Genomic DNA, 22,135 nt, shown 5'->3' with positions numbered 1-22,135 from the left:
GCTGTGCGCGGGCTTCGCGTCACTGTGGACGCTCAGCGGGAGAAGCGGGAGGCGATCTCGATGAGCACGCTTTCCTTGCCGACGTAGATGCCGTCGGCGCGGGGCCAGTGCCCAATCACATCGGTGAAGCCGAGCGCGTCGGCGCGACCGACAGCGTCTTCCCACGTGTCGACGCTCTCCAGGCTGAACTGGGGTGCGCCATCCAAATTGAGGTAGCGATCAATGCTGGCGGATGCTCGGCCGGCCTTCTCGAGGGCGTCATCCATGCGCGCGGAGGTGTCGGCGACAATCTGCCACCACTCGTCGAGGGTGTCAGCGGTGCGGCCGAGGGTGAGCCAGCCGTCGGCGAGCTCGGCGGTCAAGCGGAGGCCACGAGGGCCCTCAGCGGCGACCACGAAGGGCAGGCGTGGTCGCTGGGCAGGGGCCCCGACCATCCGCGCATTGACGGCAGTGAACCAGTCGCCGTTGAAGCTGATGCCGCCGCTGCCGGGGTCTTCGAAGCGCAGTAGCTCGTCGAGGCCGCGCACAAACTCTTCGAACCGGGCATGGCGTTCGCGCGGGCTGAGTTCGGCTTGGCCAAGCACTGTCGCGTCGAAGCCGGTGCCGCCCGAGCCAACGCCGAGTAGAAAGCGGCCGTCGCTGACGTCGTCGAGGGTCGCCAATTCTTTGGCGAAGGGAACCGGATGCCGGTAGTTGGGCGAAGCGACAAAGGTGCCGAGCCCGATGCGGCTAGTGACGCTAGCGGCTGCCGTGAGAGTCGGAACCGTGGCGTACCACTGCTCATCGGCGAGGGACCGCCACGACAGATGGTCGTAAATCCACGCGTGATCGAAGCCGAGTTCCTCAGCCTGAATCCAGCGATGCTTGGCTTCAGCCCAGGGCTGTTGGGGGAGTATTACGATGCCGTGTCTCACGTTCTCACCCTACTCGGAGCCTCTGTCGGCGTTGTGGGTCGCCGCACAGCCAAAGACACCTTAAACTGGTGGCATCATGGCCACTTTTGGAAATCTCACCGACCGCCTCGCGGATACCTTCAAAAACCTGCGCGGCAAGGGCAAGCTCAGCGAGGCGGATGTCGATGGCACCGTTCGCGAGATTCGCCGTGCCCTCCTCGATGCTGACGTTGCGCTCGAGGTCGTCAAGGAATTCACGGGTCGCGTTCGTGAACGTGCGCTCGGCCACGAAGTTTCGCAGGCGCTGAACCCGGCCCAGCAGGTGGTGCAGATCGTCAACGACGAACTCGTCACGATTCTGGGCGGCGAGGCTCGCCGTATCGAGTTCGCGAAGAACCCGCCGACGGTCATCATGCTCGCGGGGCTGCAGGGTGCCGGTAAGACGACTCTCGCCGGAAAGCTCGCGAAGTGGCTCGCAGCTGACGGCCACACGCCGCTGTTGGTCGCGGCTGACCTCCAGCGCCCGAACGCTGTCACCCAGCTGCAGGTTGTTGCCGAGCAGGCTGGCGTCGCCGTCTTCGCCCCCGAACCGGGTAACGGCAAGGGCGACCCGGTCAAGGTCTCTAAGCAAGCGATGAAGTTTGCCAAAGACAAGCAGCACGACGTTGTGATCATTGACACCGCTGGTCGTTTGGGCGTGGATGCCGAGCTAATGAAGCAGGCAGCCAACATCCGCAAGGCTGTTGACCCTGACGAAGTGCTCTTCGTTATTGACGCGATGATCGGTCAAGACGCCGTCAAGACCGCTCGCGCCTTCCAAGAGGCCGTGGACTTCACGGGTGTTGTGCTCACCAAGCTCGATGGTGACGCTCGCGGTGGTGCAGCGCTGTCCGTTGCCTCCATCACCGGTCGTCCGATCATGTTTGCGTCGACGGGTGAAGGTCTTGGCGACTTTGAGCCGTTCCACCCTGACCGTATGGCCAGCCGCATCCTCGACCTTGGTGACATCCTCACCCTCATCGAGACGGCGCAGAAAACCTTCGACGAAGAAGAGTCGCGCAAGGTTGCCGAAAAGTTCGCGACCGATAGCTTCACTCTTGATGACTTCCTGCAGCAGATGCAGCAGCTCAAGAACATGGGCTCGATCAAGAGCATGCTTGGCATGCTTCCCGGCGCGAAGGGCATGCGCGAGCAACTCGACAACTTCGATGAGTCGGAGATCACGCGCACTGAGGCCATCATCCAGTCGATGACAAAGCAGGAGCGCACAACACCGAAGCTTCTCAATGGTTCGCGTCGCGTGCGTATTGCGCGTGGTTCGGGAACGACCGTCACCGAGGTGAACGCGCTCGTGAACCGCTTCGAGCAGGCCGCGAAGATGATGAAGACAGTCGCTAAGGGTGGCACTCCTCAGATTCCTGGCATGGGCCCGATCCCCGGCGGACATGGCGGCAAGTCGGCCAACTCCAAGAAGAACCAGAAAAAGAAGGGTTCCAAGTCGGGCAACCCCGCCAAGCGCGCTGCAGAAGAGGCAGCTCGCGCGCAGGGCGTTGTCGGAACCTCTGCACCCGCTGGCTCTGGCTTTGGTCTAGGCGGTTCGAAGCCCGCCGCCGGCGGACCGTCACCGGAAGAACTCGAAAGTCTGCAAAAGTTTCTCGGGCGTTAGCCATTAGCGGTTTTTGACCCTTCCGTCGCCGGCGCTGAACCACTCTTTTAGGTGTCTGCGGGAGGGGTTACTGTGGAGTTATGACACAGAGCCGCCCCGTTCGTATTGCCGTTCAGCTTCAACCTCAGCACGCCGAATACTCCGTCATTCGTGACCGAGTAAAGGAGCTTGAACAGCTTGGCGTCGATGTTCTCTTCAACTGGGATCACTTCTTCCCGCTGTATGGCGAGCCAGACGGGCTGCACTTTGAAGCGTGGACAGAGCTGGCATCGTGGGCTGAGATGACGAGCCGCGTTGAGTTCGGCACGCTCGTGAACTGCAACAGCTATCGCAACCCCGACCTGCAGGCCGACATGGCCCGCACTCTCGATCACATCAGTGGTGGCCGCTTCATCTTCGGCACCGGCGCAGGCTGGTTCGAGCGTGACTATCAGGAGTACGGCTACGAGTTTGGCACCGCCGGCTCACGCTTGGATGCCCTTGCTGAGGCGCTACCGCGCATCGAGTCGCGCTGGGGCAAGCTGAATCCGCCTCCCACACGCAAGATCCCCGTTCTCATCGGTGGTGGTGGAGAGAAGAAGACCCTCAAGCTGGTTGCTAAGCACGCCGATATCTGGCACAGCTTCGCCACTGGAGCCGATCTCGTCCACAAAATGGGCGTTTTGGCAGCCCACTGCGAAACCGTTGGCCGCGACATCAACGAGATCGAGATCTCTAACGAACTGCGCCAGAAGAGTGTTGAAGATGCTGACGGCATGCGTGAGCAGGGCATCACCCTCTTCACGCTCGGTATTACCGGACCTGATTACGACCTCACGAGCACCAAGCAGTGGCTCGCGTGGCGTGACTCTCAGAACAGCTAGCGGCACCTCTTTGGGGCTTTATTGGCGATCGGTTCCCCAAGCCGTCAAAACTCTGGCAGAATAGGCGGTTGAGTCCTCCGTAGCCCGACCCTCTAATCAGGCCCGGATGGAATCCACTAGAGCTTTTCTGCCGAGTGTGCCCCCACGCTCACGGCTAGCGGTTCGCCACCAATAAACATTTAAATCAGGAGAATTGTGGCTGTAAAGATTCGTTTGAAGCGCATGGGCAAGATCCGTGCACCCTACTACCGCATCGTCGTTGCCGACGCGCGCAAGAAGCGCGATGGTCGTGTCATCGAAGAAATCGGAAAGTACCACCCCACCGAGGAGCCCTCGTTCATCGAGGTCGAGTCCGAGCGTGCACAGTACTGGTTGAGCGTTGGCGCGCAGCCTAGCCCGCAGGTTGAGGCAATCCTCAAGCTGACTGGCGACTGGGGCATCTTCAAGGGTGACAAGAACGCTGTAAGCACCGTCAAGGTCAAGGAAGCTAAAGCAGAGTTCCAGGCTGACGAGAAGAAGAAGCCTGTTCTCAAGCCCAAGGCTGAGAAGGCTGAGCCTAAGGCTGAAGAGGCACCTGCTGCAGAAGCTCCCGTCGCTGACGAGGCTCCTGCTGAAGCACCTGCCGCTAACGCAGACAAGGCTTAGCAATTGCTCGCTCCCGCGCTCGAACACCTCGTTAAAGGCATCGTCGACCACCCCGAAGACGTTCAGGTCGTTGCAAAGAACACGCAACGCGGTGAACTCCTCGAGGTTCGCGTGCACCCAGAAGATCTTGGCCGCGTAATCGGTCGCTCTGGTCGCACCGCGAAAGCACTGCGAACGCTGATCACGGCTCTGGCCGATGGTCGCAAGGTTCGTGTCGACGTCGTCGACACTGACTTCTAAACAGTGGGCGAAGTAAAGATTCCCCGAGAAGGTCGCACACAGCTGCGAGTGGGGCGTCTGACGAAGGCTCACGGGCTTAAGGGAGCCGTCAAAGTAGAGATGTACACGGATGCCCCGGAACGTCGTTTCGTTCCGGGCGCCGTGTTTTCTCTGCAAGTGCCGACAAGTTCGGCCTGGCATGGCAAGACACTGGAGCTCATTGAGCTCAAGTGGTTTAACGCACAACCGGTCGCGTTCTTCAAGGGCGTTCCTGACCGCAGTGCCGCTGAGAAGCTCGTCAAGGCAATTCTGTGGATCGATCACGATCCCAATGAGGCGCCTGAAGAAGACGCGTGGTTCAACCACCAGCTAATCGGCCTCACCGTTATTCGTGACGGCAAAAAGGTCGGCACTCTCGCTCAGGTAGATCACTTCCCCGGGCAAGATTTGTTAACCGTCACTACCGACAACGGTGACGTTCTGGTTCCTTTCGTGAAGTCCATCGTGGCTAGCGTCGACATTGAAGCAGGCGAGATGGTGGTTACTCCACCTCCCGGACTCTTCGAGGAGATTGCGGAAGACGCATCCGAAGAGCCCGCAGAAGCGGTCGCGGAAGCGGTCTCAGAAGAGATGCCGAGCGCAGCTTCTGACGAGGCTGACGCGCCCGAGTGCGACTAGCAGCGAAGGTCACCGCGTGCGCATCGACATCGTGACGATCTTCCCCGATTTCTTCGGGGTGCTCGATATTTCTCTGCTTGGCAAGGCTCGCGAGCGGGGAATCATCGAGTTGGGTGTGCACGATCTGCGCGATTACACGCACGATCGTCATCGCACGGTTGATGACACTCCGTACGGCGGTGGCGCTGGCATGGTCATGCGCCCCGAGCCATGGGGAGAAGCGCTGGATGCCGTTCTCACGCCCGAAACGGTAGTGATCGTTCCCACGCCTGCCGGAGTTCCATTCACGCAGGCTGCAGCCCGCGAGCTGGCGCTCGAGAAGCATCTCGTCTTCACGTGCGGTCGCTATGAGGGCATCGATCAGCGAGTGATCGACTACGCGGCATCCACGGTTCAGGTTCGTGAGATCAGTCTCGGCGATTACGTGCTCAATGGCGGAGAAGTTGCCACGATGGCGATGATCGAGGCGATTGGCCGTCTCGTGCCTGGCGTGATCGGCAACCCCGAGAGCCTGACTGAGGAAAGCCACGAACAGGGCCTCCTCGAATACCCGAGCTACACCAAGCCATCGACGTGGCGCGAGCGTGCTGTGCCTCCTGTGCTGCTCAGCGGAAATCACAAGGCGATTGCTGATTGGCGTCACGCGCAGCAGGTCGAGCGAACCAAGCGCGTTCGCCCCGATCTCTTGCCCGACGCGGAGTAGTACAACTTTCTTCGCGCCTCAGCCCCCTGTGTAAGCATGGAGCCATGACGTTTAGAACGACGCCCGGCTCTTTTCTCGCAGCAATCGCGGCAGTTGCGTTGCTGGCTGGCTGCACCGCGACTGATGACGAATTTTCACAATCATCGTCGACGGATGCCGCGACACCAGCACCGGCATCAACGGCAAGCTCCGAAGGTGGAGCGGGCGAATCGAGCGACTCAACGCTCACCACGCGACGGATGACCGTTGACGACGTCACGTTCGCCGATCTCACCGCGAGTCCGCTGCCTGAGGGCTACGCGCAGTCTGCGGTGTCGGTGGATGCGTGGCCGTCAGTTGACGTGCTTCTCGACGCCACTGACGCCGAAGTAGTGAAGGCTCGGGGAGAGTTGGCGGCGACGCTCGGCGGCGCAGACATCGTCATCACCGCTGAGGTGGCGTCGTGCGAACTCATCGCAGTCTGGGTGCTCCCGCAGCCCGATAGTCTGCGCGTCGGCCACGAAACTAATCCGTCAGCGCTCGGATGCTCAGCGCCGACCACCTACGACGTGCTGTTCGCTATCCCGAAGGCAGGCACCAACAGCGAGGGCAGCTGGGACTACACCAGCACCGTTGCTCCGGTTCAGCTCGAGCGTCGCGTTGGTACCCAAGGCTGAGGCTGACGGTTAGAGAGAGCGCTGGGGTGCACTCTCGACGCACTGAGGTTGAGCGCGCGCAGACTGCGCCTACTTGCGAGCAGTGAGAACGAGCGGGCCGTCTGGTGTTACTGCAACGGTGTGCTCGAAGTGCGCAGCGCGAGAGCCGTCAGCGCTGCGGAGCGTCCAACCATCGTCATCCGTGTAGATGTCATCGGTGCCGATCATGAGCCACGGCTCGATGGCAAAGACCAGTCCCGGCTTGAGGGGCATTCCACGACGGGCTTTTCCATCGTTGGGGATGTGCGGGTCGCCGTGCATTTCGCGGCCGACTCCGTGCCCGCCAAAGTCCAAGTTCACTTCGTAGCCTGCGCCATAGGCGACGTCACCGATTGCGGCCGAAATGCCACCGATGCGGTTGCCGACGATAGCCGCGGCGATACCAGCATCGAGGGCGCGAGAGGTGGCATCCATGAGCTTGAGGTCTTCGTCACGGGGAGTGCCAACCGCAAAAGTGATCGCAGAGTCGGCAACCCAACCATCGACCGCAACGGCGAAGTCGAGGCTCAGGAGGTCGCCATCTTTCAGCGTGTAGTCGTGGGGGAGTCCGTGCAGGGCCGCGTCGTTGACGGAGGTGCAGATGACCTTGCCGAAGGGCGAAGCGCCGAACGAGGGGTGGTAGTTGATGTAGCAGCTCTCCGCGCCGCGTTCGCGAATCATGCTGTGAGCGAGGGCATCGATCTCGAGCAGGTTCACGCCTACTTTGGATGCCGCTTCGGTGGCGGTGAGCACGCTGGCAACAAATTCGCCTGCTGCCTTCATCTCGTTGATTTCGGCGGGGGTTCTCAACTCGATCATGCGGTTACGGCCTCTTTCGTGTGCGGTGCCAAGAGCTGCGCAATGAACTCTCGGAGTCTGTCGATAAACGGTTCTTCACCGCGCGGGTCATACAAGAATGCACGCTCCAACAGTGAATCGGCGATTTCTACCGTGACTTCGATGTCGAAAGCGAGGGCATCCGAAGGCGGAACTTCGTATGTAGTGACCAGGAGGTCCGTCAAAATCTCTGCCAACGCCGTGTTGTTGCTCTTGTGATCGACATTGAAACGTCGGTCGATCACGTTGCCAAACGACAGCACTCGAAAGCCTGGCTCGGTGCGGCAAAACTCGACGTAGAGGTCGATGGCGGTGTTGAGTGCTTCGAGCCCCGTAGTGGCGCGCTTGGCGAGCGTTGCTGAGAGCCCAGCGCGATACTTATCGAAGTTTCGCGAGGCGAGGCCACGAAGAAGCGACTGGATATTGGGGAAGTAGCGATAGATAACGCCAACCGACGAACGCGACCGCTTTGCCACATCGCTCGTCGTGAGGGCATCAATGCCCATCTCGTCGAGAAGTACAGCGGCCGCATCGAGGAGGACGTTGATTCGTTCTGCGCTTCGCTGCTGCACTGGTTCGGTGCGAACGATCGCGGTGTTTGGCACGGGGGATACCTAGTCTTTCGGTCCGATGCTTCTCAGCATTCCTGATCACTTCGAAGATACCCTGAGAAGCATGATGATCAGGCGTGCGTTTTATTACTGGCAGTTCATCGCAGTCGTTGTGTTGCCCGTGTGGGTGCTGATTGCGCGCGGCATCTACGGGTCGAGTGTTGGGTGGGATTTTGTTCTGTTCCTCATCCTGTGCCCGATCTTGGCGTTTGTCCTTCTCGCGATCGCAGGTTTGACGGTTGCCCGCAAGAGCGTGCGCGATTCGCGAAGCGTGTCGTGGATCGACGCCGGGCTGCTCACGGTCTGGCATGCGGCCATCATTATTTACGGATTTGTGGATGCCTCGTTCCCCGCCGCTCTCATCGTGATCGTCGCGATTGCAGCGTTCTGGATCGCCCTCTGGCAGCTCGTGACGGAGACGCGCAACCGCTTCACAACTCTCGTCGAGGGGTTCGAGCGCGACGCTCAACGGCCTAGTCACCCGGGAGAGAAGCTCGACAACGGTCGCGTGATCATCCTCGAACCCGATGAGAATGGTAATTTCGACTAAATCTGTGGCAGAATTGTCGATTGTGCTCGCGCACGACTCTGCCATGAGGGCGTCGTAACCGCTTGAAGCACAAACTTTCTTATCTAACTAAGTGTGTTCGACTCATGGCGGGCGCAGAGAGCGATCACTAATGCATATTCTCGATGACGTCGACAAGGCGTCTCTCAAAGACAACATTCCTGACTTCCGTGCCGGCGATAACGTCAAGGTTCACGTAAACATCATCGAAGGTACGCGTTCGCGTATCCAGGTGTTCCAGGGCGTAGTAATCGGTCGTTCGGGCCACGGCGTTCGCGAGACCTTCACGGTCCGCAAGGTCAGCTTCCAGGTCGGCGTAGAGCGTACCTTCCCGGTTCACTCCCCAGTCATCGACCACATTGAAGTTGTATCGCGCGGACTCGTTCGTCGCGCCAAGCTGTACTACTTGCGCGACCTTCGCGGCAAGAAGGCAAAGATCAAAGAGAAGCGCGACAACTAACACTCTCGCAATTCACAAACCAAGGGCTCCCAGCGGCATATGCTTGCTGGGAGCTTTGGGGTTAAATGACAAACGAAACTGTAGAAAACACGCTGCCGGGCAGCCGTGGCGATACTCGCCATGCAGCTAAGAAGTCCGGTGGGTGGAAGCTTTTCCTCCGCGATCTCGTCATCATCTTCGTCGCGGCGATTCTGATCTCGTTTTTGATCAAGACCTATTTGGTGCGGTCGTTCTATATTCCGTCGTCGTCGATGGAAAACACCCTCCAGATTGATGACCGTATTCTGGTCAATCAGCTTGAGCCAAGTCTTTTCTCTATCGAACACGGCGATGTCGTCGTCTTCACCGATCCGGGTGGCTGGCTTCCCTCGGCCTCTGTAGAACCGCAGAACTGGTTTGTCGGTGCTGTGGATGGCGTGCTCGCCTTTGTCGGCCTCAGTGCGCCCGACAGTAGCAATCACCTCATCAAGCGTGTCATCGGTCTTCCGGGCGACACCGTGGAATGCTGCAACGAGTTCGGGCAAATAATTGTTAACGGCATCCCGCTGGAGGAGCCGTATATCAAGCTCCCTGACGCTATTACTAAAGCCACTAAAGAAGACTTCTCTGTCACTGTGCCCGACGACTCAATCTGGGTCATGGGTGACAACCGCTACAACTCTGCCGACTCCGCCTTTCACAAAGATGACCCCACTGGCGGTTTCGTGAAGATCGACTCTGTGGTCGGGCGTGCCATGCTCATCAGCTGGCCGACCGAACGCTGGAGCATTCTCGATAACTACTCCACGACGTTCCAGCGGGTCACGCAGAACGCCGAGTAGACAGTGGCGGTAGCAGACCCGAATAGCGACGTTGAACTCGAACTCTTTCGGGCAGGGGCCCGAGCCGTCATCGGCTGCGACGAAGTAGGCCGCGGCGCGATTGCCGGGCCCGTCGGAGTTGGGATGACCGCCATGACGCCCGCACACGGCGTCTGGCCTGTCGGATTGCGCGATTCCAAGATGCTTAGCCAGAAACGTCGCGAACTTCTCGAGCCGCTTACTCTTGAGTGGGCGCCGCTTTCAGCGGTCGGCTATGCGGATGCCACCGAGATCGACTCGATCGGCATTACCGCGGCCTTGGGGCTCGCCGGCAAGCGCGCGCTCATCCAATTGCACGAAGCCGGGCTCGACGTCATGTCGTCCATAGTGCTGTTGGACGGCAGCACCGATTGGCTCAGCGGTGCCCTGACTGTAGCGCCGCGAGTGCACACCCGCGTCAAGGCCGACCGTGACTGCGTATCGGTGGCTGCGGCATCCGTAGTGGCGAAAGTGCAGCGTGATCGAATCATGATCGAAGCCGACAACGAGTACCCGGGGTATCACTGGCTCAGCAACAAAGGGTATGGCTCGGCCGCCCACTTTGAGGGGATCCGCAGCCTCGGCGCCACCGAACTTCATCGGCACACATGGTTGCGGTAGTGCGGCCTACAATGAAGACAGCATGGATGAAGACGAGTTTGAAGACTACGACCGCGAGGTCGAGCTTGCGCTGTATCGCGAATACCGCGATGTAGTGAGCCAGTTCCGTTTTGTAATTGAGACGGAACGGCGGTTTTACCTCGCCAACGAGGTCGATTTGGTGCGCCGCGATACGGAGCACGACTTCTACTTTGAGCTCTCCATGACCGACGTGTGGGTGTGGGACGTCTACCGTTCCGACCGCTTCGTGAAAAGCGTGCGCGTGCTCACGTTCAAAGACGTCAACATCGAAGAACTCAGCGCCAAGGATCTCGAACTGCCGAAGGAACTCGCGCTCGACGAATAGCGCGTGTCGCTGGTTGGTCTGCTGGCACGTGGGTCGGGTGGCTGGTTGGCGTTCGCTGAGCCTTCAGCGCTCGGGAAGCGCAGCGGCAAGAACCTCGGCAAGATGCTTGCCCTCGGTATTCGCGAGTTGCGATGCTTGCGTGCGACACGAGAAGCCATCGGCGACGAGCGTGCTGTCGGCTGCCGCTTCACGCAGAGCAGGCAGGATGCCGTTCTCGGCTACCGCGACCGAAACGTCGTAGTGCCCTTGCTCCATGCCGAAGTTTCCGGCCAGCCCACAGCATCCGCTGATCTCGGTGACGGTTGCTCCCGTGGCGGCGAGCAGCGTGCGATCCGCGTCGAAGCCCATGACTGCATGCTGGTGGCAGTGCGGTTGAACGACGAAGGTGTGGTCGCTGAGGGTTGGTGGAGTCCATGTTTGTGGTCCAAGCGGTGCCGGGGCGGTGAGCAGCTCGGAGAGTGTGAAGGTCGAACGCGCGACGGCCGCCGCTGCGGGGTCGTCGGGCAGAAGCTCGGTTAGGTCTGAGCGCAACACAGCCGTGCACGACGGCTCCATGCCCACAATCGGGATGCCGCGGTCGGTGTACCGAGAGAACTCGGTCACCAGGTCGGTGAGCTTCTGGCGCGCCCCCGCCAACTGCCCGGTGGTGATCCAGGTAAGGCCGCAACACACATCGCGTTCCGGGAGCAGAATCTCGTAGCCAGCCGCATCCAGCACGCGGATCGTGGCGCGGGCGATGTCGGGGGAGAAGTTATCGGTGAAGGAATCGGCCCAGAGCAGGATCTGGGGGCGCCGGGCTGAGTCGCAGTCGGCGGTTTCGGCGCTTGAGGTGGCGGGGGTTGCCCGTCCAGCGGTGGCTGCCTCTGCCGGGGGCGCCGCGCGCAGGGCACGAGCCTCGGAGCTCGAACGGAAGGGGTGACGGGCGAAGGCGGGGAACGTGCGCCGAGCATCCATTCCACCGGCCCACAGGGCGATGCGTCGCACGAGGGGAACGCGCAGCAGGGCGTTCGCGAGCGGGGCGATCTGCGAAATCAGGCGTGCCCAGCGCGGGAGCTGGCCGAGCAGGTAATGGCTGCGCGGGCGGAGCTTGCCCTCGTAGCGGCGGTGCAGCACTTCGGCTTTGAGCGTGGCCATGTCGACGCCGGCGGGGCAGTCGCTCGCGCAGGCTTTGCAGGAGAGGCAGAGGTCGAGGGCGTCGTGCACTTCGGGCGAGTTCACGCCGCCCGTCACGAGGGTGCCGTTGGCCATTTCTTGCAGCACGCGGGCACGGCCGCGAGTGGAGTCCTTCTCGTCGCCGGTCGCCAAGAACGACGGGCACATGACACCGTGGCTGGCCGAGTTGTCGGCGCGACACTTGCCGACGCCGACACACCGGTGGCTGGCCATCGTGAGGTCGCCATCGTCGTCGCTGAACGCGAAACCGTTGACCTTGATGAGCGGCAGCGCGGCCGGGCGGCGCAACGCGGCATCGACCGGGGCCGGGTCGACAACGATGCCCGGGTTCATCAGATTGTGCGGATCGAAGAGTCGCTTGAACTGCCCGAACAAGTCGATTGCGGCCGGCGAATACATGTGCGGCAGCAGTTCGCTGCGTGCCCGACCGTCGCCGTGTTCGCCCGACAGCGAGCCGCCATGGGACGCGACAAGGGTGGCGGCGTCATCCACGAAGGCGCGCAGAACGGCGCCATCCGTCGCGAGGGGAATATCGAGCCGAACATGAACGCAACCGTCGCCGAAATGGCCGTACGGCATCCCCTCGATGTTGTAGTCGGCCAGCAGGGCGTCGAAGTCTCGCAGGTACGCGCCAAGGCGCTCCGGGGGTACGGCGGCGTCTTCGAAACCGGGCCACGCTTGCTGGCCGGATACCGTGCGTCCGGCCAGTCCGGCCCCATCTTCGCGGATGCGCCACAGTTGTTTCGCGGCCGCCGCATCGGTGATGACGCGGGACTCGATCGCCGCAGCATCGGTGGCGAGAAGATGCGCGCGCTGGAGGGTCTCGGCGGAGTCGTCTCCCGTGACCTCGACGAGCAGCCAGCCGGCGCCGGCTGGCAGGGCGGCGACGGCGCGGGCTCCACGGGTGCGGCTGACGGCATCCACGATTCGGGCGTCGAGGCCCTCGATGGCGGTCGGGTGGTGAGCGAGTAGCGCGGGAACAGCGTCGGCGGCAGTCGCCATGTCGGGGTAGCCGAGGGCGACGAGCAGCGGATGCTGGGGCTCCGCCACGAGATCGACGGTCGCCTCGAGCACGGTCACGAGACTGCCTTCGGTGCCCACGAGACTGCGGGCCAGGTTGTTGCCGTGTTCAGGCAGGAGGTGTTCGAGACTGTAGCCCGACACCTGACGGCCGAAACGCCCGAGCTCGGTGCGGATCGTCGCGAGGTTACTGCTGACAAGGGCGGGGAGACCATCAACGATGCTCGGGTCGTTCGCCGCGGTGAACCGTCGCCCCAGGCCATCGACCACATCGAGGCTGCGCACGTTGTCGGCGGTGCGCCCGAACTGCAGGGAATGAGCTCCGCAGGCGTTGTTGCCGATCATGCCTCCGACGGTGCAGCGCGACCAGGTCGAGGGATCGGGGCCGAAGCGCAGACCGTGGGGCTGCGCGGCGGATTGGAGAGTGGCCAACACGGTGCCCGGCTGCACTCGGGCGGTTCGGGCATCCGCATCGATCTCAAGAACGTGGTTCAGATGGCGGGAGAAATCGAGCACGATGCCGGTGCCGATGGCGTTGCCCGCGACTGAGGTGCCGCCACCGCGCGAGGTAAGGGGAGTGCCGCTGTCGCGAGAGACCGAGAGCGCCGCCAGCACGTCGTCGGTGTCACGCGGAAATACGACAACCTGCGGCACGACGCGATAGTTCGAGGCATCGCTCGAGTATTCGGCACGGCGGCGCGTGGAGTCATCGACTTCGCCACCGACGGCGGATCGGAGCGCATGAACGACTTCGCTGCGATCGTGCAGAGAAGTGTCCGGCATCTTCCTATTGTGCCTCTAGAGTCAATTCATGCCCCTGATTGCCACCATCGTGCTTGCCGGATTCGGCTTCGGGCTCTCGCTGATCATCGCCATTGGTGCGCAGAACGCCTTCGTTCTGCGGCAAGGATTGCGCCGCGAACACGTCACCGCAGTGGTACTGGTGTGCACGCTTTCTGACATTGTGCTGATCATCGCCGGTGTCGCGGGACTCGGCGCCCTCATCGAGCAAGCGGGGTGGCTCCTAATTGTCGCCCGCGTCGGCGGCGCACTCTTCCTCCTCGTCTACGCGTTTCTGTCGCTGCGTAGGGCGGCCCGACCGCAAGCACTCACCGCAACAGCATCCGGGGCGGGGATGACGCTCGCCGCCGCCCTCTCCACAGCGCTCGCGCTCACCTGGCTCAACCCGCACGTGTATATCGATACCGTGCTGCTGCTCGGCTCCATCGGCGGCACCTATGGTGACAACCGGTGGTGGTTTGCCCTCGGAGCGTGTCTCGGCAGCGTCGTATGGTTTGCGGCGATTGGATATGGCAGCCGGTACTTGCGGCCACTGTTCGCGAAGCCAATGGCGTGGCGGGTGCTCGACATCCTGATTGCCGTTGTCATGGTTGTGCTGGCAGCGAGTTTGCTCGCCGGGCTGTGAGGTCGAACATCCACTCATTAACTCGAATGGGATGCCCCTTCGGATACTCAAAGTCAGCTTCGCCCACGAGCGTGAAACCAGTGCGGGCACACAGAGCATTGGATGCCGCGTTGTCGGTGCGAGGAAACGCAAAAACCTGATCGCGTTCGCCATGGTCTGCCGCGTGCTGCAGGCATTCGGAGAGGGCGGTGGAGGCTATGCCGTGGCCCTGATGGGCGGAGTGCACGCTCCACCCGGTTTCGTAGACATCGCGGTCGCGCCACCGCTTCTTCCAGTACCCCACGGAACCCACCGGCTCTGCCACCGATGATGACCGGATGCGGAACATGCGCGCGTCGCCCGTCTCCCACAGATGCAAAAACTTGGCATGTCGGGTGACGATCTGTTGATCGCTTTCGGGCCCGCCGACAAAGACGGTCATCTCGGGAGTGTTGCTGCGTTCGAGCACGGGAAGGTCCTCGACCTGCCACCGCTCAAGCCATACGTTGCGCTCCGAATCGCTCGTCATACCGGCACGATACCCCGAGTGCGGTGTCATCATCCACGAAGCTTTAATGAAAATTTATTACCTTCTCTAGGTGGTGGGGTCACGGCGTGCTAGAAATCAACTATGCGTAGTCATGGAGTCGCTCTTATCGGTATCGCGGTGGTGCTCGGGCTTGCCGGGTGCGTGTCGACTGAGCCACACGCAGCCGAATCGTCGGGGCCGTCGGGTGAGTCTGGCGTCGTGACGGAGGGGAGCAAGTGGGAACTGCCACTGCTCAGCGCTGACTCCAACTTTTTGAACCCTGACTCTCCGTACTCGGTGCTCTTCGAGCAAGTGGATTCCGGCTCACACGAGTACTCACTCCCTCCTCTCGGTGACTCCGTCGACCAGCTCTTTCTCGCGATTGGCTGCGACAGGAGCACCCCGTATGAGGTGGCGTTGGTTTCTGGTGAAACGGTCGTGGATAGCACGTGGGCGAGTAACTGCGCCAGTGAGCGGGGCACACCAGCATCGACCTATCTCACTTCGTCTCTCGAGGGTGACCTCTCGACGTTGACGCTGAGGGTCACCGTTGACGACGGTGCTCGGTTCAGCGTCTCGGTTTTCGAGGCAGCGAGTGCTGCGGACTAGGTAACTAGTCCTCCCCAGTTCGTCACTCGGGGAAGTGTTCTCCCATTCGTGCTGGGCCACGTTCTTGGGCATGCTCAGGCGCGACTCTTGAGCCATGGCAGCAAAAGACGAACTAGGCGCGCACGGCGAGACCCTCGCGGCCGACCACCTCATCAGTGCAGGGCTCGAGATCCTCGATCGCAATTGGCGGTGCTCGCAGGGCGAACTCGACATTGTGGCGCGAGAGCGCCACGAGCTCGTGTTCGTCGAGGTCAAGACTCGTTCGAGTGTGTTGTTCGGGCATCCGTTTGAGTCCATCACTGCCACGAAACTTGCACGTTTGCGACGACTCGCTGCGGCCTGGTGTGACGATCATCCGGGCTCAGGTTCGACGGTGCGCATCGATGCCGTTGCGGTGATTGTGCCCTCGCGCGGAGTCGTGGAGATCGAACACTTGAAGCGCATCTCGTGATCGGCAGAACCTACGCCGTTTCCCTACTCGGCCTCGAGGGTGCGATCGTTGAGATAGAAGCAGACCTCTCCAACAACCTTCCCGGATTCGTGCTCATCGGCTTGCCCGATACCGCGCTTGGCGAAGCGAAAGACCGCGTGCGGGCCGCAGCGACGAACTCCGGATGCGGGCTGCCGAACCGCAAAATCACCGTCAACCTGTCGCCGGCTGCGTTGCCCAAACACGGCTCCGGTTTCGACCTGGGGATAGCCGTCGCGGCGCTCGCCGCCTCCGGAACTATTTCTGCAGAATCGATCGACCGTGTGCTCCACATTGGAGAGCTCGGTCTTGACGGGCGCTTGCGTCCGGTGAACGGTGTGCTGCCCGCAGTGCTCGCCGCATCGCGGGCCGGATTCACAACAGTGATGGTGCCGAGCGGTAATGCCGATGAAGCGTCGCTCGTTCCAGACATGCGTGTGATCGCAATGCCGTCACTGCGGGATGCCGCCATTTGGCATGGCGGAGAATTCGAGCCTGAGCCCGTTGAGGTGATTACGCGACCGACCCCCGAGGCGGCCCCGGACACCGGTGGCGACCTTGCCGACATGATCGGCAGTAGCGATGCGATCGACGCAATGCTCGTCGCCGCAGCCGGTGGCCACCACGTGTTTCTGCTCGGCCCTCCCGGGGCTGGTAAAACCATGCTTGCAGCGCGACTGCCCGGGCTCTTGCCCGATCTCGACCCGCAGGCGGCCCTCGAAGTCTCCTCCATTCGCTCGTTGGCCGGGTTGCCGGTGGGCAGCAGCCTCACCACCCGACCGCCCCTCGAAGCGCCCCATCACACGGCGACGGCCGCGGCGCTCGTAGGCGGCGGCAGTTCCCAGATTCGTCCGGGTGCTGCCGCCCGAGCCTCCGACGGAGTGCTCTTTCTCGACGAAGCACCCGAGTTTGCGCCGGCAGCGCTAGACGCACTTCGGCAACCGCTCGAATCGGGGGTCATCAGCATCCATCGGGCCAATGCGATTGCTCACTTTCCTGGCCGCTTTCAGCTCGTGATGGCGGCCAATCCCTGCCCCTGTGGGCAGTGGGGCGCCCGTGATAGCGAATGCACGTGCCCACCGAACAGTCGTCGCCGGTACCTTGCCCGCCTGTCGGGGCCGCTTCTCGATCGCATCGACATTCAGTTCCGGGTTGAGCGAATCACCAGTGCTCAGCTGCGGCTAGCGGGAGAGCGGCCGTCTCTCTCAACGGCGGATGCCCGCGCCCGCGTCACAGCGGCCCGCCAGCGTGCAGCCGCTCGCCTCGAGACCACGCCGTGGCGGCTCAACTCGCACGTGCCAGGTTCGTATCTGCGTGGACGCGAACTGCGGCTCGCACCCAAGGTCACAGCAGGGCTTGACCGTGCTCTTGAACGTGGAGGCATCACTATGCGCGGCTATGACCGTGTTCTGCGCGTCGCCTGGTCACTCGCTGACCTCGCCGACGATTCCCGACCCGACGACACCCACGTTGGGCAAGCGCTTTACCTCAGAAAGGCCATGGCACAGTGAGCATGTTTGGACTCAAAGAATCAGAAGTTGCGACTCTCGTGAAAGCAGTCAGCGTCGACGGCGGTGTCGATCTCGATCGCGACGCGATCGAAGAACGTTTCGCGCGAGCAACGTGGAGTGGCCTTGCGGAGCCCGGCGATCGTCTTGCTGGTTGCGCCATTCAGCAACTCGGTGCCGTGCGAGCACTCGCCGGCGTTGTCGAACGGTGGGAACCAGAACGCTTCGCTGCCGCTCTGTCAACGGGCGGTGACGCGGTGGCTGATGGCGACATGGCTCAAGCAATCGAGCGCTGGATGCCGCGGCTCAAGTCCAACACCGCGCTCATCGCTCTGCGGCAGGCCGCCCGTTTTGGTGCACGCCTGCTCACGCCCGACGACACCCTGTGGCCGTCGCGGCTCAACGATCTCGACTGGCACGCGCCCTCGGCGCTCTGGGTGCGCGGAACCGACGAAGCTCTCGCCGGAATCGATCGCGGCATAGCCCTCGTCGGTGCGCGCGCGGCGACCGGCTATGGCGAACACATCACGATGGAAGCTTCCGCCGGTCTCGTCGATCGTGGCTACACGATCGTGTCCGGTGCCGCCTACGGAATCGACGGCATGGCCCACCGCGCTGCTCTCGCCAGCCAAGGACTCACTGTCGCCTTTCTCGCCGGGGGAGTGGACCGCTTCTACCCGAGCGGTCATGACGCGCTCCTCGGCCGCATCGTCGAAAACGGCGTGGTGATTTCCGAACTCCCGTGCGGCTCACCGCCAACCAAATGGAGATTTTTGCAACGCAACAGATTGATAGCCGCTGCCAGCCTGGCCACGGTCGTTCTCGAAGCAGGCTGGCGTTCGGGGTCGCTTAATACGGCAGGTCACGCTGCTGCCCTCGGGCGCCCGCTCGGTGCAGTGCCCGGGCCGGTTACGAGCGCTGCCTCAGCAGGCTGCCACCGCCTCATCCGTGACTACGATGCCGTGTGCGTCACCAACCCCGACCAAATGGCCGAGCTCGCGCCTCTCAAGCAAGCACTCCTGTCGGTCGACGACGCGACAGACGCCGCGGGCACTACACAAACGCCGAGTGAGCATCCCGATGCTGGCAGCCCCGCCAACACCGAGACCACGCGCCTTCTCGATGCCCTCAGCGCTCGCAGCGCCCGCACCACCGATGACATTGCCGCGCGCAGCGGCCTCGCGATCTCCACGGTTCGCGCCCAGCTCGGGTTGCTCGAACTCGACGGTCGCGTCGCCGAAACGGAGCGCGGGTGGAAACTCGCGGGCAAGACCCGCGGGCGCTAATCTCCGCCGGTCACTACCTCAATGAGCAGCACGTGTGCTCTCAGGGGCGAGGGGCTAACCCTGCTGATACAGAACATCGGCATGTGACCGCGGGTCGAAGCGTTCAACAAAGTCTTGCTCGTTGGGAACCCATACCTCATCCCACAAACGCTCATGCTGGCGCCCAAGTCGGCGGTCACGAGCCTTGCCCTGTTCGGTCGCCTGCGCGAGTCCTACGTCAACCCACACGGTGAGGTCCCAAGCTCCAGCGAGCTCTGGATGAAAGAGTCCAATCAGATCAACAACGACAATTTTGGCTTCGGGCAAAGGCTCCGCAGCGCCAAGAGCGCGCGCAGCCCAATCAAATCTTCGAAAGGAACCCGAAATGCCTCTCCGCACAGGGTCAAGCACTTCGTTGCGAAGCCGCAGCCGCTCGACCCCTGACCAGTCAGAGGAACGTTCATGAGACTTCTCAGGGTTGAGGAAGTCATCTCCCCGAATACGCACGCATCCCGGAAGCTCCGCGGCGAGAGCCCGAGCGAGAGTGGACTTGCCGGCACCGCAGAAACCAGACACACCAATCAGTTGCGTGTGAGGAGACGCCGGGAGCTCTGCTAACGCGGCGAGGATTGAGGCGAGGGTCATGGTTGCGCAATTATAGGTCTGTACCAATCGGTACTTTAGGGGGACAATTGCGGATAGGGCGCAGGGGTGAAAGCTGTGAATCTCTCGCGAGTCACGCAAAACTCGTGTGTCAGCGCGACCATCCTGCGGTATAGCTGCGTTCTGAGGGGTAATCATTAGATTTCTTTACGTTTCATGCGCGGCTCTTTAGATTGTTACTAATCCTTATCTCTGCGAGGGTAGACAGGCTTAACCCACGCACATGCATGAGAAAGGCAACACTGTGAACGATTTAACCTTCCAAATTATCGCGATGGTAATTTATCTGGCTGCAATGCTTGGGATCGGCTGGTGGGCGTACAAGCGCACCACCAACCTTGACGACTACATGCTCGCTGGCCGCAAACTCAGCCCCGGCGTCGCAGCCCTCAGCGCTGGAGCATCCGACATGTCGGGTTGGCTCCTTCTCGGACTCCCCGGAGCCTTCTACGTTGGAGGCCTCGTTGAAGCGTGGATCGCCATCGGCCTTACGGTCGGCGCCTGGCTCAACTGGAAGTTCGTAGCCCCACGGTTGCGTGCCTACACCGAGGTTTCTAAGAACTCGATCACAGTGCCGAGCTTCTTCGAGAACCGTCTGCGAGACAAGACGCACATCCTGCGCGTCACCGCCGGCATCATCACCCTCGTGTTCTTCACGTTCTACGTCTCCTCTGGCATGGTGGCCGGCGGCAAGTTCTTCGAGAGCGCCTTCAACTCGGAGTACCTCCTCGGCATGCTTCTCGTCGGTGGCGTTACCGTTCTCTACACCCTCTTCGGCGGCTTCATCGGCGCGACCTACACAGACGTAGTTCAGGGCATCATGATTTTCCTCGCCCTGATTTTCGTTCCTATCATCGGAATCTCTCAGGTCGGCGGCATCGATGGTGCGATGGAATCGATCCGCGCTGTCAGCACCGAAGAAGTCGACATGCTCAACCTCTTCGGCGGTTCCGCGATCGCCGCTATCTCTGCTGCAGCGTGGGGCCTTGGTTACTTCGGTCAACCGCACATCCTCGTTCGCTTCATGGCGCTGCGTTCCCCCGGGGATGCCGTAGCCGGTCGCCGCATCGGCATCAGCTGGATGATCGTCTCCGTTCTGGGCGCGCTCGCTTCGGCTCTCATCGGTATCGCGTACTTCCAGCAAAACCCCGACCTCACGTTGGACGACCCCGAGAAGGTCTTCCTTGAGCTGTCGCAGATCTTCTTCCACCCGCTCATCGCTGGCTTCGTTCTCGCCGCAGTGCTCGCCGCTGTGATGAGCACGATCTCGTCGCAGTTGATCGTGTCGTCCTCGGCTCTCGTCGAAGACCTCTTCAAAATCGTCGCCAAGAAGGAAGCCACTCCTAAGGCACAGGTTGTCCTCGGTCGTTTCGGAGTTCTGATCGTGTCGATCGTCGCAATCCTGATCGCACTCGACCCGCAGGCGTCGGTTCTTGACCTCGTCGGTTACGCCTGGGCCGGCTTCGGCGCAGCGTTCGGCCCGATCGTGCTGCTGTCGCTGTTCTGGCGCAAGCTCACGGCTCCCGGTGCCATCGCCGGAATGATCGTCGGTGCTGTCACTGTCGTTATCTGGGGCAACAGCGACGCGCTCTCCGGAGTCATGTACGAAATCGTGCCTGGCTTCATCCTCAACCTCGTTGTTGCGATTGTCGTGAGCTTGTTCACTTTCAAGCACAGCGACAACATTGTTGCCGAGTTCGACTCTGCAGTCGAGAGCGTTCGTACGGGAACGGTCACGTTGCCCGTCTTCGACAAGAAGGACTAATGCTCTGGCCTAGCGGCGCACGTTAGCTAGGTCGACAACACAAAACGCCCGCCTCCACAATTGTGGGGGCGGGCGTTTTTTATGAACGCTGCGGGAGCGTCTCCCGCAAAGTTCTCAGAATTCACGGCGGATGACAGGGGCGCGCCCTAGGCTTGGCTTGTGATTCAACTCGGCCAATATCCTGCCCCCAGCCACGTCATCGCGCATGTCAGCGACACGCATCTGCTCGCCGGCGGTCGACCGCTGTATGGGGCCGTCAACACGATCGCTCACCTCGAGCAGGCACTTGCTCAACTTGAGCGCTCGACCGCGAATCCTCAAGCCATCGTGTTCACGGGAGACCTCGCCGATCTGGGCGAGCCCGACGCTTACGTGCGTTTGCGTGCAATCGTCGAGCCGGCAGCGAAACGCATGAATGCTGAGATCATTTGGGTGATGGGTAATCACGACGAGCGCGCCCAGTACTCATCGCTGCTGTTCGACGAAGAATCGGATGCCCCGCAAGACCGGGTCTACATGATCGACGGATTGCGCATCATCTCTTTCGACACCACGGTGCCTGGCTACCACCACGGCGAGATCGGCGACGAACAGTTGGAGTGGTTGCGCAACGAACTGGCCACCCCGGCACCGCACGGCACGCTTCTGGCGGTGCATCATCCGCCCATTCCTACCCCGATGTTGGAGGCGATGGGGATGCTTGAGCTGCAGGGCCAAGACCGGCTCGCGGAAGTTCTGCAGGGCAGCGACGTTCGTGCGATTCTGGGCGGCCATTTGCACTATTCGACACATTCGACTTTCGCTGGCATCCCTGTTTCCGTCGCGTCAGCGACGTGTTACACCCTCGACCTCAGTGCCCATGAACGACTGCTTTCCGGAGTTGACTACGGGCAGTCGGTCAACGTTGTGCACGTCTACGAGAAGCAGACCGTGCACTCGATCATTCCGGTCGGCGACACCACGGAGATCACGGGCCACTCTGCTGAAGCGTGGGCGCAAGTCGAAGCGATGACGCCCGAGCAGCGCCTCGAGACGTTCTCAGCCAAAAACTCCACGTTCAATGCGGCAGAAGTGGCGGCCTCCGACTAGCTCGGGCTTGCTGCACG

The 22,135-nt window shown here is 61.6% G+C and carries 25 protein-coding genes; 19 read left to right on the top strand and 6 right to left on the bottom strand.

Going from position 1 to position 22,135, the window contains the following annotated elements; translation table 11 throughout:
• Window positions 1-32 precede the first annotated feature (32 nt).
• The gene (locus I6E56_RS03755) at window positions 33-914 is read right to left on the bottom strand and encodes an LLM class flavin-dependent oxidoreductase (protein WP_197136134.1); all 882 of its coding nucleotides are present in this window, start codon (window positions 912-914) and stop codon (window positions 33-35) included.
• A gap of 76 nt (window positions 915-990) precedes the next feature.
• Here I6E56_RS03755 and ffh point away from each other — a divergent pair, with 76 nt between their 5' ends.
• From ffh to I6E56_RS03720, 7 genes are all read left to right on the top strand, one after another.
• Window positions 991-2,559: a signal recognition particle protein gene (ffh, locus tag I6E56_RS03750; protein WP_197136132.1), complete on the top strand. Its 1,569-nt coding sequence runs from the start codon at window positions 991-993 to the stop codon at window positions 2,557-2,559.
• Between the two features lie 80 nt (window positions 2,560-2,639).
• Entirely contained in the window at window positions 2,640-3,422 is a 783-nt protein-coding gene (locus I6E56_RS03745; RefSeq protein WP_197136130.1) for an LLM class F420-dependent oxidoreductase, read from the top strand.
• 195 nt (window positions 3,423-3,617) lie between these two features.
• Window positions 3,618-4,067, top strand: coding sequence for a 30S ribosomal protein S16 (gene rpsP, locus I6E56_RS03740; protein ID WP_197136128.1), 450 nt, complete (start codon window positions 3,618-3,620; stop codon window positions 4,065-4,067).
• Between the two features lie 3 nt (window positions 4,068-4,070).
• Window positions 4,071-4,307, top strand: a complete 237-nt coding sequence (locus I6E56_RS03735) for an RNA-binding protein (RefSeq protein WP_010203243.1) — start codon at window positions 4,071-4,073, stop codon at window positions 4,305-4,307.
• A 48-nt stretch (window positions 4,308-4,355) separates the two neighbouring features.
• The gene (rimM, locus tag I6E56_RS03730; RefSeq protein WP_197136126.1) at window positions 4,356-4,964 is read left to right on the top strand and encodes a ribosome maturation factor RimM; all 609 of its coding nucleotides are present in this window, start codon (window positions 4,356-4,358) and stop codon (window positions 4,962-4,964) included.
• A 16-nt stretch (window positions 4,965-4,980) separates the two neighbouring features.
• Window positions 4,981-5,667, top strand: a complete 687-nt coding sequence (gene trmD, locus I6E56_RS03725) for a tRNA (guanosine(37)-N1)-methyltransferase TrmD (RefSeq protein ID WP_197136125.1) — start codon at window positions 4,981-4,983, stop codon at window positions 5,665-5,667.
• Window positions 5,668-5,711: 44 nt separating this feature from the next.
• Complete coding sequence (locus I6E56_RS03720; protein WP_197136124.1) at window positions 5,712-6,323, top strand: hypothetical protein; 612 nt, start codon at window positions 5,712-5,714, stop codon at window positions 6,321-6,323.
• Window positions 6,324-6,392: 69 nt separating this feature from the next.
• Here the strand turns inward: I6E56_RS03720 and map are convergent, their stop codons facing one another.
• Window positions 6,393-7,160, bottom strand: coding sequence for a type I methionyl aminopeptidase (gene map, locus I6E56_RS03715; RefSeq protein WP_197136123.1), 768 nt, complete (start codon window positions 7,158-7,160; stop codon window positions 6,393-6,395).
• Window positions 7,157-7,783, bottom strand: a complete 627-nt coding sequence (locus I6E56_RS03710) for a TetR/AcrR family transcriptional regulator (RefSeq protein WP_197136122.1) — start codon at window positions 7,781-7,783, stop codon at window positions 7,157-7,159. The genes map and I6E56_RS03710 overlap by 4 nt, the downstream gene beginning before the upstream one ends.
• Before the next feature lie 70 nt (window positions 7,784-7,853).
• On the opposite strand from I6E56_RS03710, the gene I6E56_RS03705 reads away from it, so the two are divergent.
• The 5 genes from I6E56_RS03705 (at window position 7,854) to I6E56_RS03685 (ending at window position 10,623) form a co-directional block, all read left to right on the top strand.
• Window positions 7,854-8,339, top strand: a complete 486-nt coding sequence (locus tag I6E56_RS03705) for an MFS transporter (protein ID WP_197136121.1) — start codon at window positions 7,854-7,856, stop codon at window positions 8,337-8,339.
• A 130-nt stretch (window positions 8,340-8,469) separates the two neighbouring features.
• Window positions 8,470-8,817 carry a 50S ribosomal protein L19 gene (gene rplS, locus I6E56_RS03700; RefSeq protein ID WP_197136120.1) on the top strand — a complete coding sequence of 116 codons (348 nt, stop codon included), beginning with the start codon at window positions 8,470-8,472 and terminating at the stop codon, window positions 8,815-8,817.
• 65 nt (window positions 8,818-8,882) lie between these two features.
• A complete protein-coding gene (lepB, locus tag I6E56_RS03695) occupies window positions 8,883-9,638 on the top strand; it encodes a signal peptidase I (RefSeq protein WP_197136119.1) in 756 nt (251 codons plus the stop codon).
• Between the two features lie 3 nt (window positions 9,639-9,641).
• A complete protein-coding gene (locus tag I6E56_RS03690; protein WP_197136117.1) occupies window positions 9,642-10,277 on the top strand; it encodes a ribonuclease HII in 636 nt (211 codons plus the stop codon).
• Between the two features lie 22 nt (window positions 10,278-10,299).
• Complete coding sequence (locus I6E56_RS03685) at window positions 10,300-10,623, top strand: DUF2469 domain-containing protein (RefSeq protein ID WP_009772690.1); 324 nt, start codon at window positions 10,300-10,302, stop codon at window positions 10,621-10,623.
• A gap of 63 nt (window positions 10,624-10,686) precedes the next feature.
• On the opposite strand, the gene I6E56_RS03680 is transcribed toward I6E56_RS03685, so the two are convergent.
• Window positions 10,687-13,599 carry an FAD-binding and (Fe-S)-binding domain-containing protein gene (locus tag I6E56_RS03680; protein WP_197136115.1) on the bottom strand — a complete coding sequence of 971 codons (2,913 nt, stop codon included), beginning with the start codon at window positions 13,597-13,599 and terminating at the stop codon, window positions 10,687-10,689.
• Window positions 13,600-13,627: 28 nt separating this feature from the next.
• Here I6E56_RS03680 and I6E56_RS03675 point away from each other — a divergent pair, with 28 nt between their 5' ends.
• Complete coding sequence (locus I6E56_RS03675) at window positions 13,628-14,242, top strand: LysE/ArgO family amino acid transporter (RefSeq protein WP_197136113.1); 615 nt, start codon at window positions 13,628-13,630, stop codon at window positions 14,240-14,242.
• Here the strand turns inward: I6E56_RS03675 and I6E56_RS03670 are convergent.
• The gene (locus I6E56_RS03670) at window positions 14,202-14,783 is read right to left on the bottom strand and encodes a GNAT family N-acetyltransferase (protein ID WP_231606232.1); all 582 of its coding nucleotides are present in this window, start codon (window positions 14,781-14,783) and stop codon (window positions 14,202-14,204) included. The genes I6E56_RS03675 and I6E56_RS03670 overlap by 41 nt on opposite strands.
• 69 nt (window positions 14,784-14,852) lie before the next feature.
• Between I6E56_RS03670 and I6E56_RS03665 the strand changes: the two genes are divergently transcribed.
• From I6E56_RS03665 to dprA, 4 genes are all read left to right on the top strand, one after another.
• Complete coding sequence (locus I6E56_RS03665; RefSeq protein ID WP_197136111.1) at window positions 14,853-15,359, top strand: hypothetical protein; 507 nt, start codon at window positions 14,853-14,855, stop codon at window positions 15,357-15,359.
• Window positions 15,360-15,453: 94 nt separating this feature from the next.
• Complete coding sequence (locus tag I6E56_RS03660; RefSeq protein ID WP_197136109.1) at window positions 15,454-15,810, top strand: YraN family protein; 357 nt, start codon at window positions 15,454-15,456, stop codon at window positions 15,808-15,810.
• The gene (locus I6E56_RS03655; protein WP_197136107.1) at window positions 15,807-17,339 is read left to right on the top strand and encodes a YifB family Mg chelatase-like AAA ATPase; all 1,533 of its coding nucleotides are present in this window, start codon (window positions 15,807-15,809) and stop codon (window positions 17,337-17,339) included. Before I6E56_RS03660 ends, I6E56_RS03655 begins: the two co-directional genes overlap by 4 nt.
• 2 nt (window positions 17,340-17,341) lie before the next feature.
• The gene (gene dprA, locus I6E56_RS03650) at window positions 17,342-18,622 is read left to right on the top strand and encodes a DNA-processing protein DprA (RefSeq protein ID WP_231606410.1); all 1,281 of its coding nucleotides are present in this window, start codon (window positions 17,342-17,344) and stop codon (window positions 18,620-18,622) included.
• Between the two features lie 54 nt (window positions 18,623-18,676).
• Here the strand turns inward: dprA and I6E56_RS03645 are convergent, their stop codons facing one another.
• The gene (locus I6E56_RS03645) at window positions 18,677-19,246 is read right to left on the bottom strand and encodes a uridine kinase (protein ID WP_197136103.1); all 570 of its coding nucleotides are present in this window, start codon (window positions 19,244-19,246) and stop codon (window positions 18,677-18,679) included.
• 262 nt (window positions 19,247-19,508) lie between these two features.
• On the opposite strand from I6E56_RS03645, the gene putP reads away from it, so the two are divergent.
• Window positions 19,509-21,029, top strand: coding sequence for a sodium/proline symporter PutP (gene putP / locus I6E56_RS03640; protein WP_197136102.1), 1,521 nt, complete (start codon window positions 19,509-19,511; stop codon window positions 21,027-21,029).
• A gap of 159 nt (window positions 21,030-21,188) precedes the next feature.
• Window positions 21,189-22,118, top strand: a complete 930-nt coding sequence (locus I6E56_RS03635; protein WP_197136101.1) for a phosphodiesterase — start codon at window positions 21,189-21,191, stop codon at window positions 22,116-22,118.
• Window positions 22,119-22,135: the final 17 nt, after the last annotated feature.

It is taken from the genome of Salinibacterium sp. NK8237, from assembly GCF_015864955.1.
Lineage (GTDB): Bacteria > Actinomycetota > Actinomycetes > Actinomycetales > Microbacteriaceae > Rhodoglobus.
This window is presented reverse-complemented; position numbering and strand designations above follow the sequence as displayed.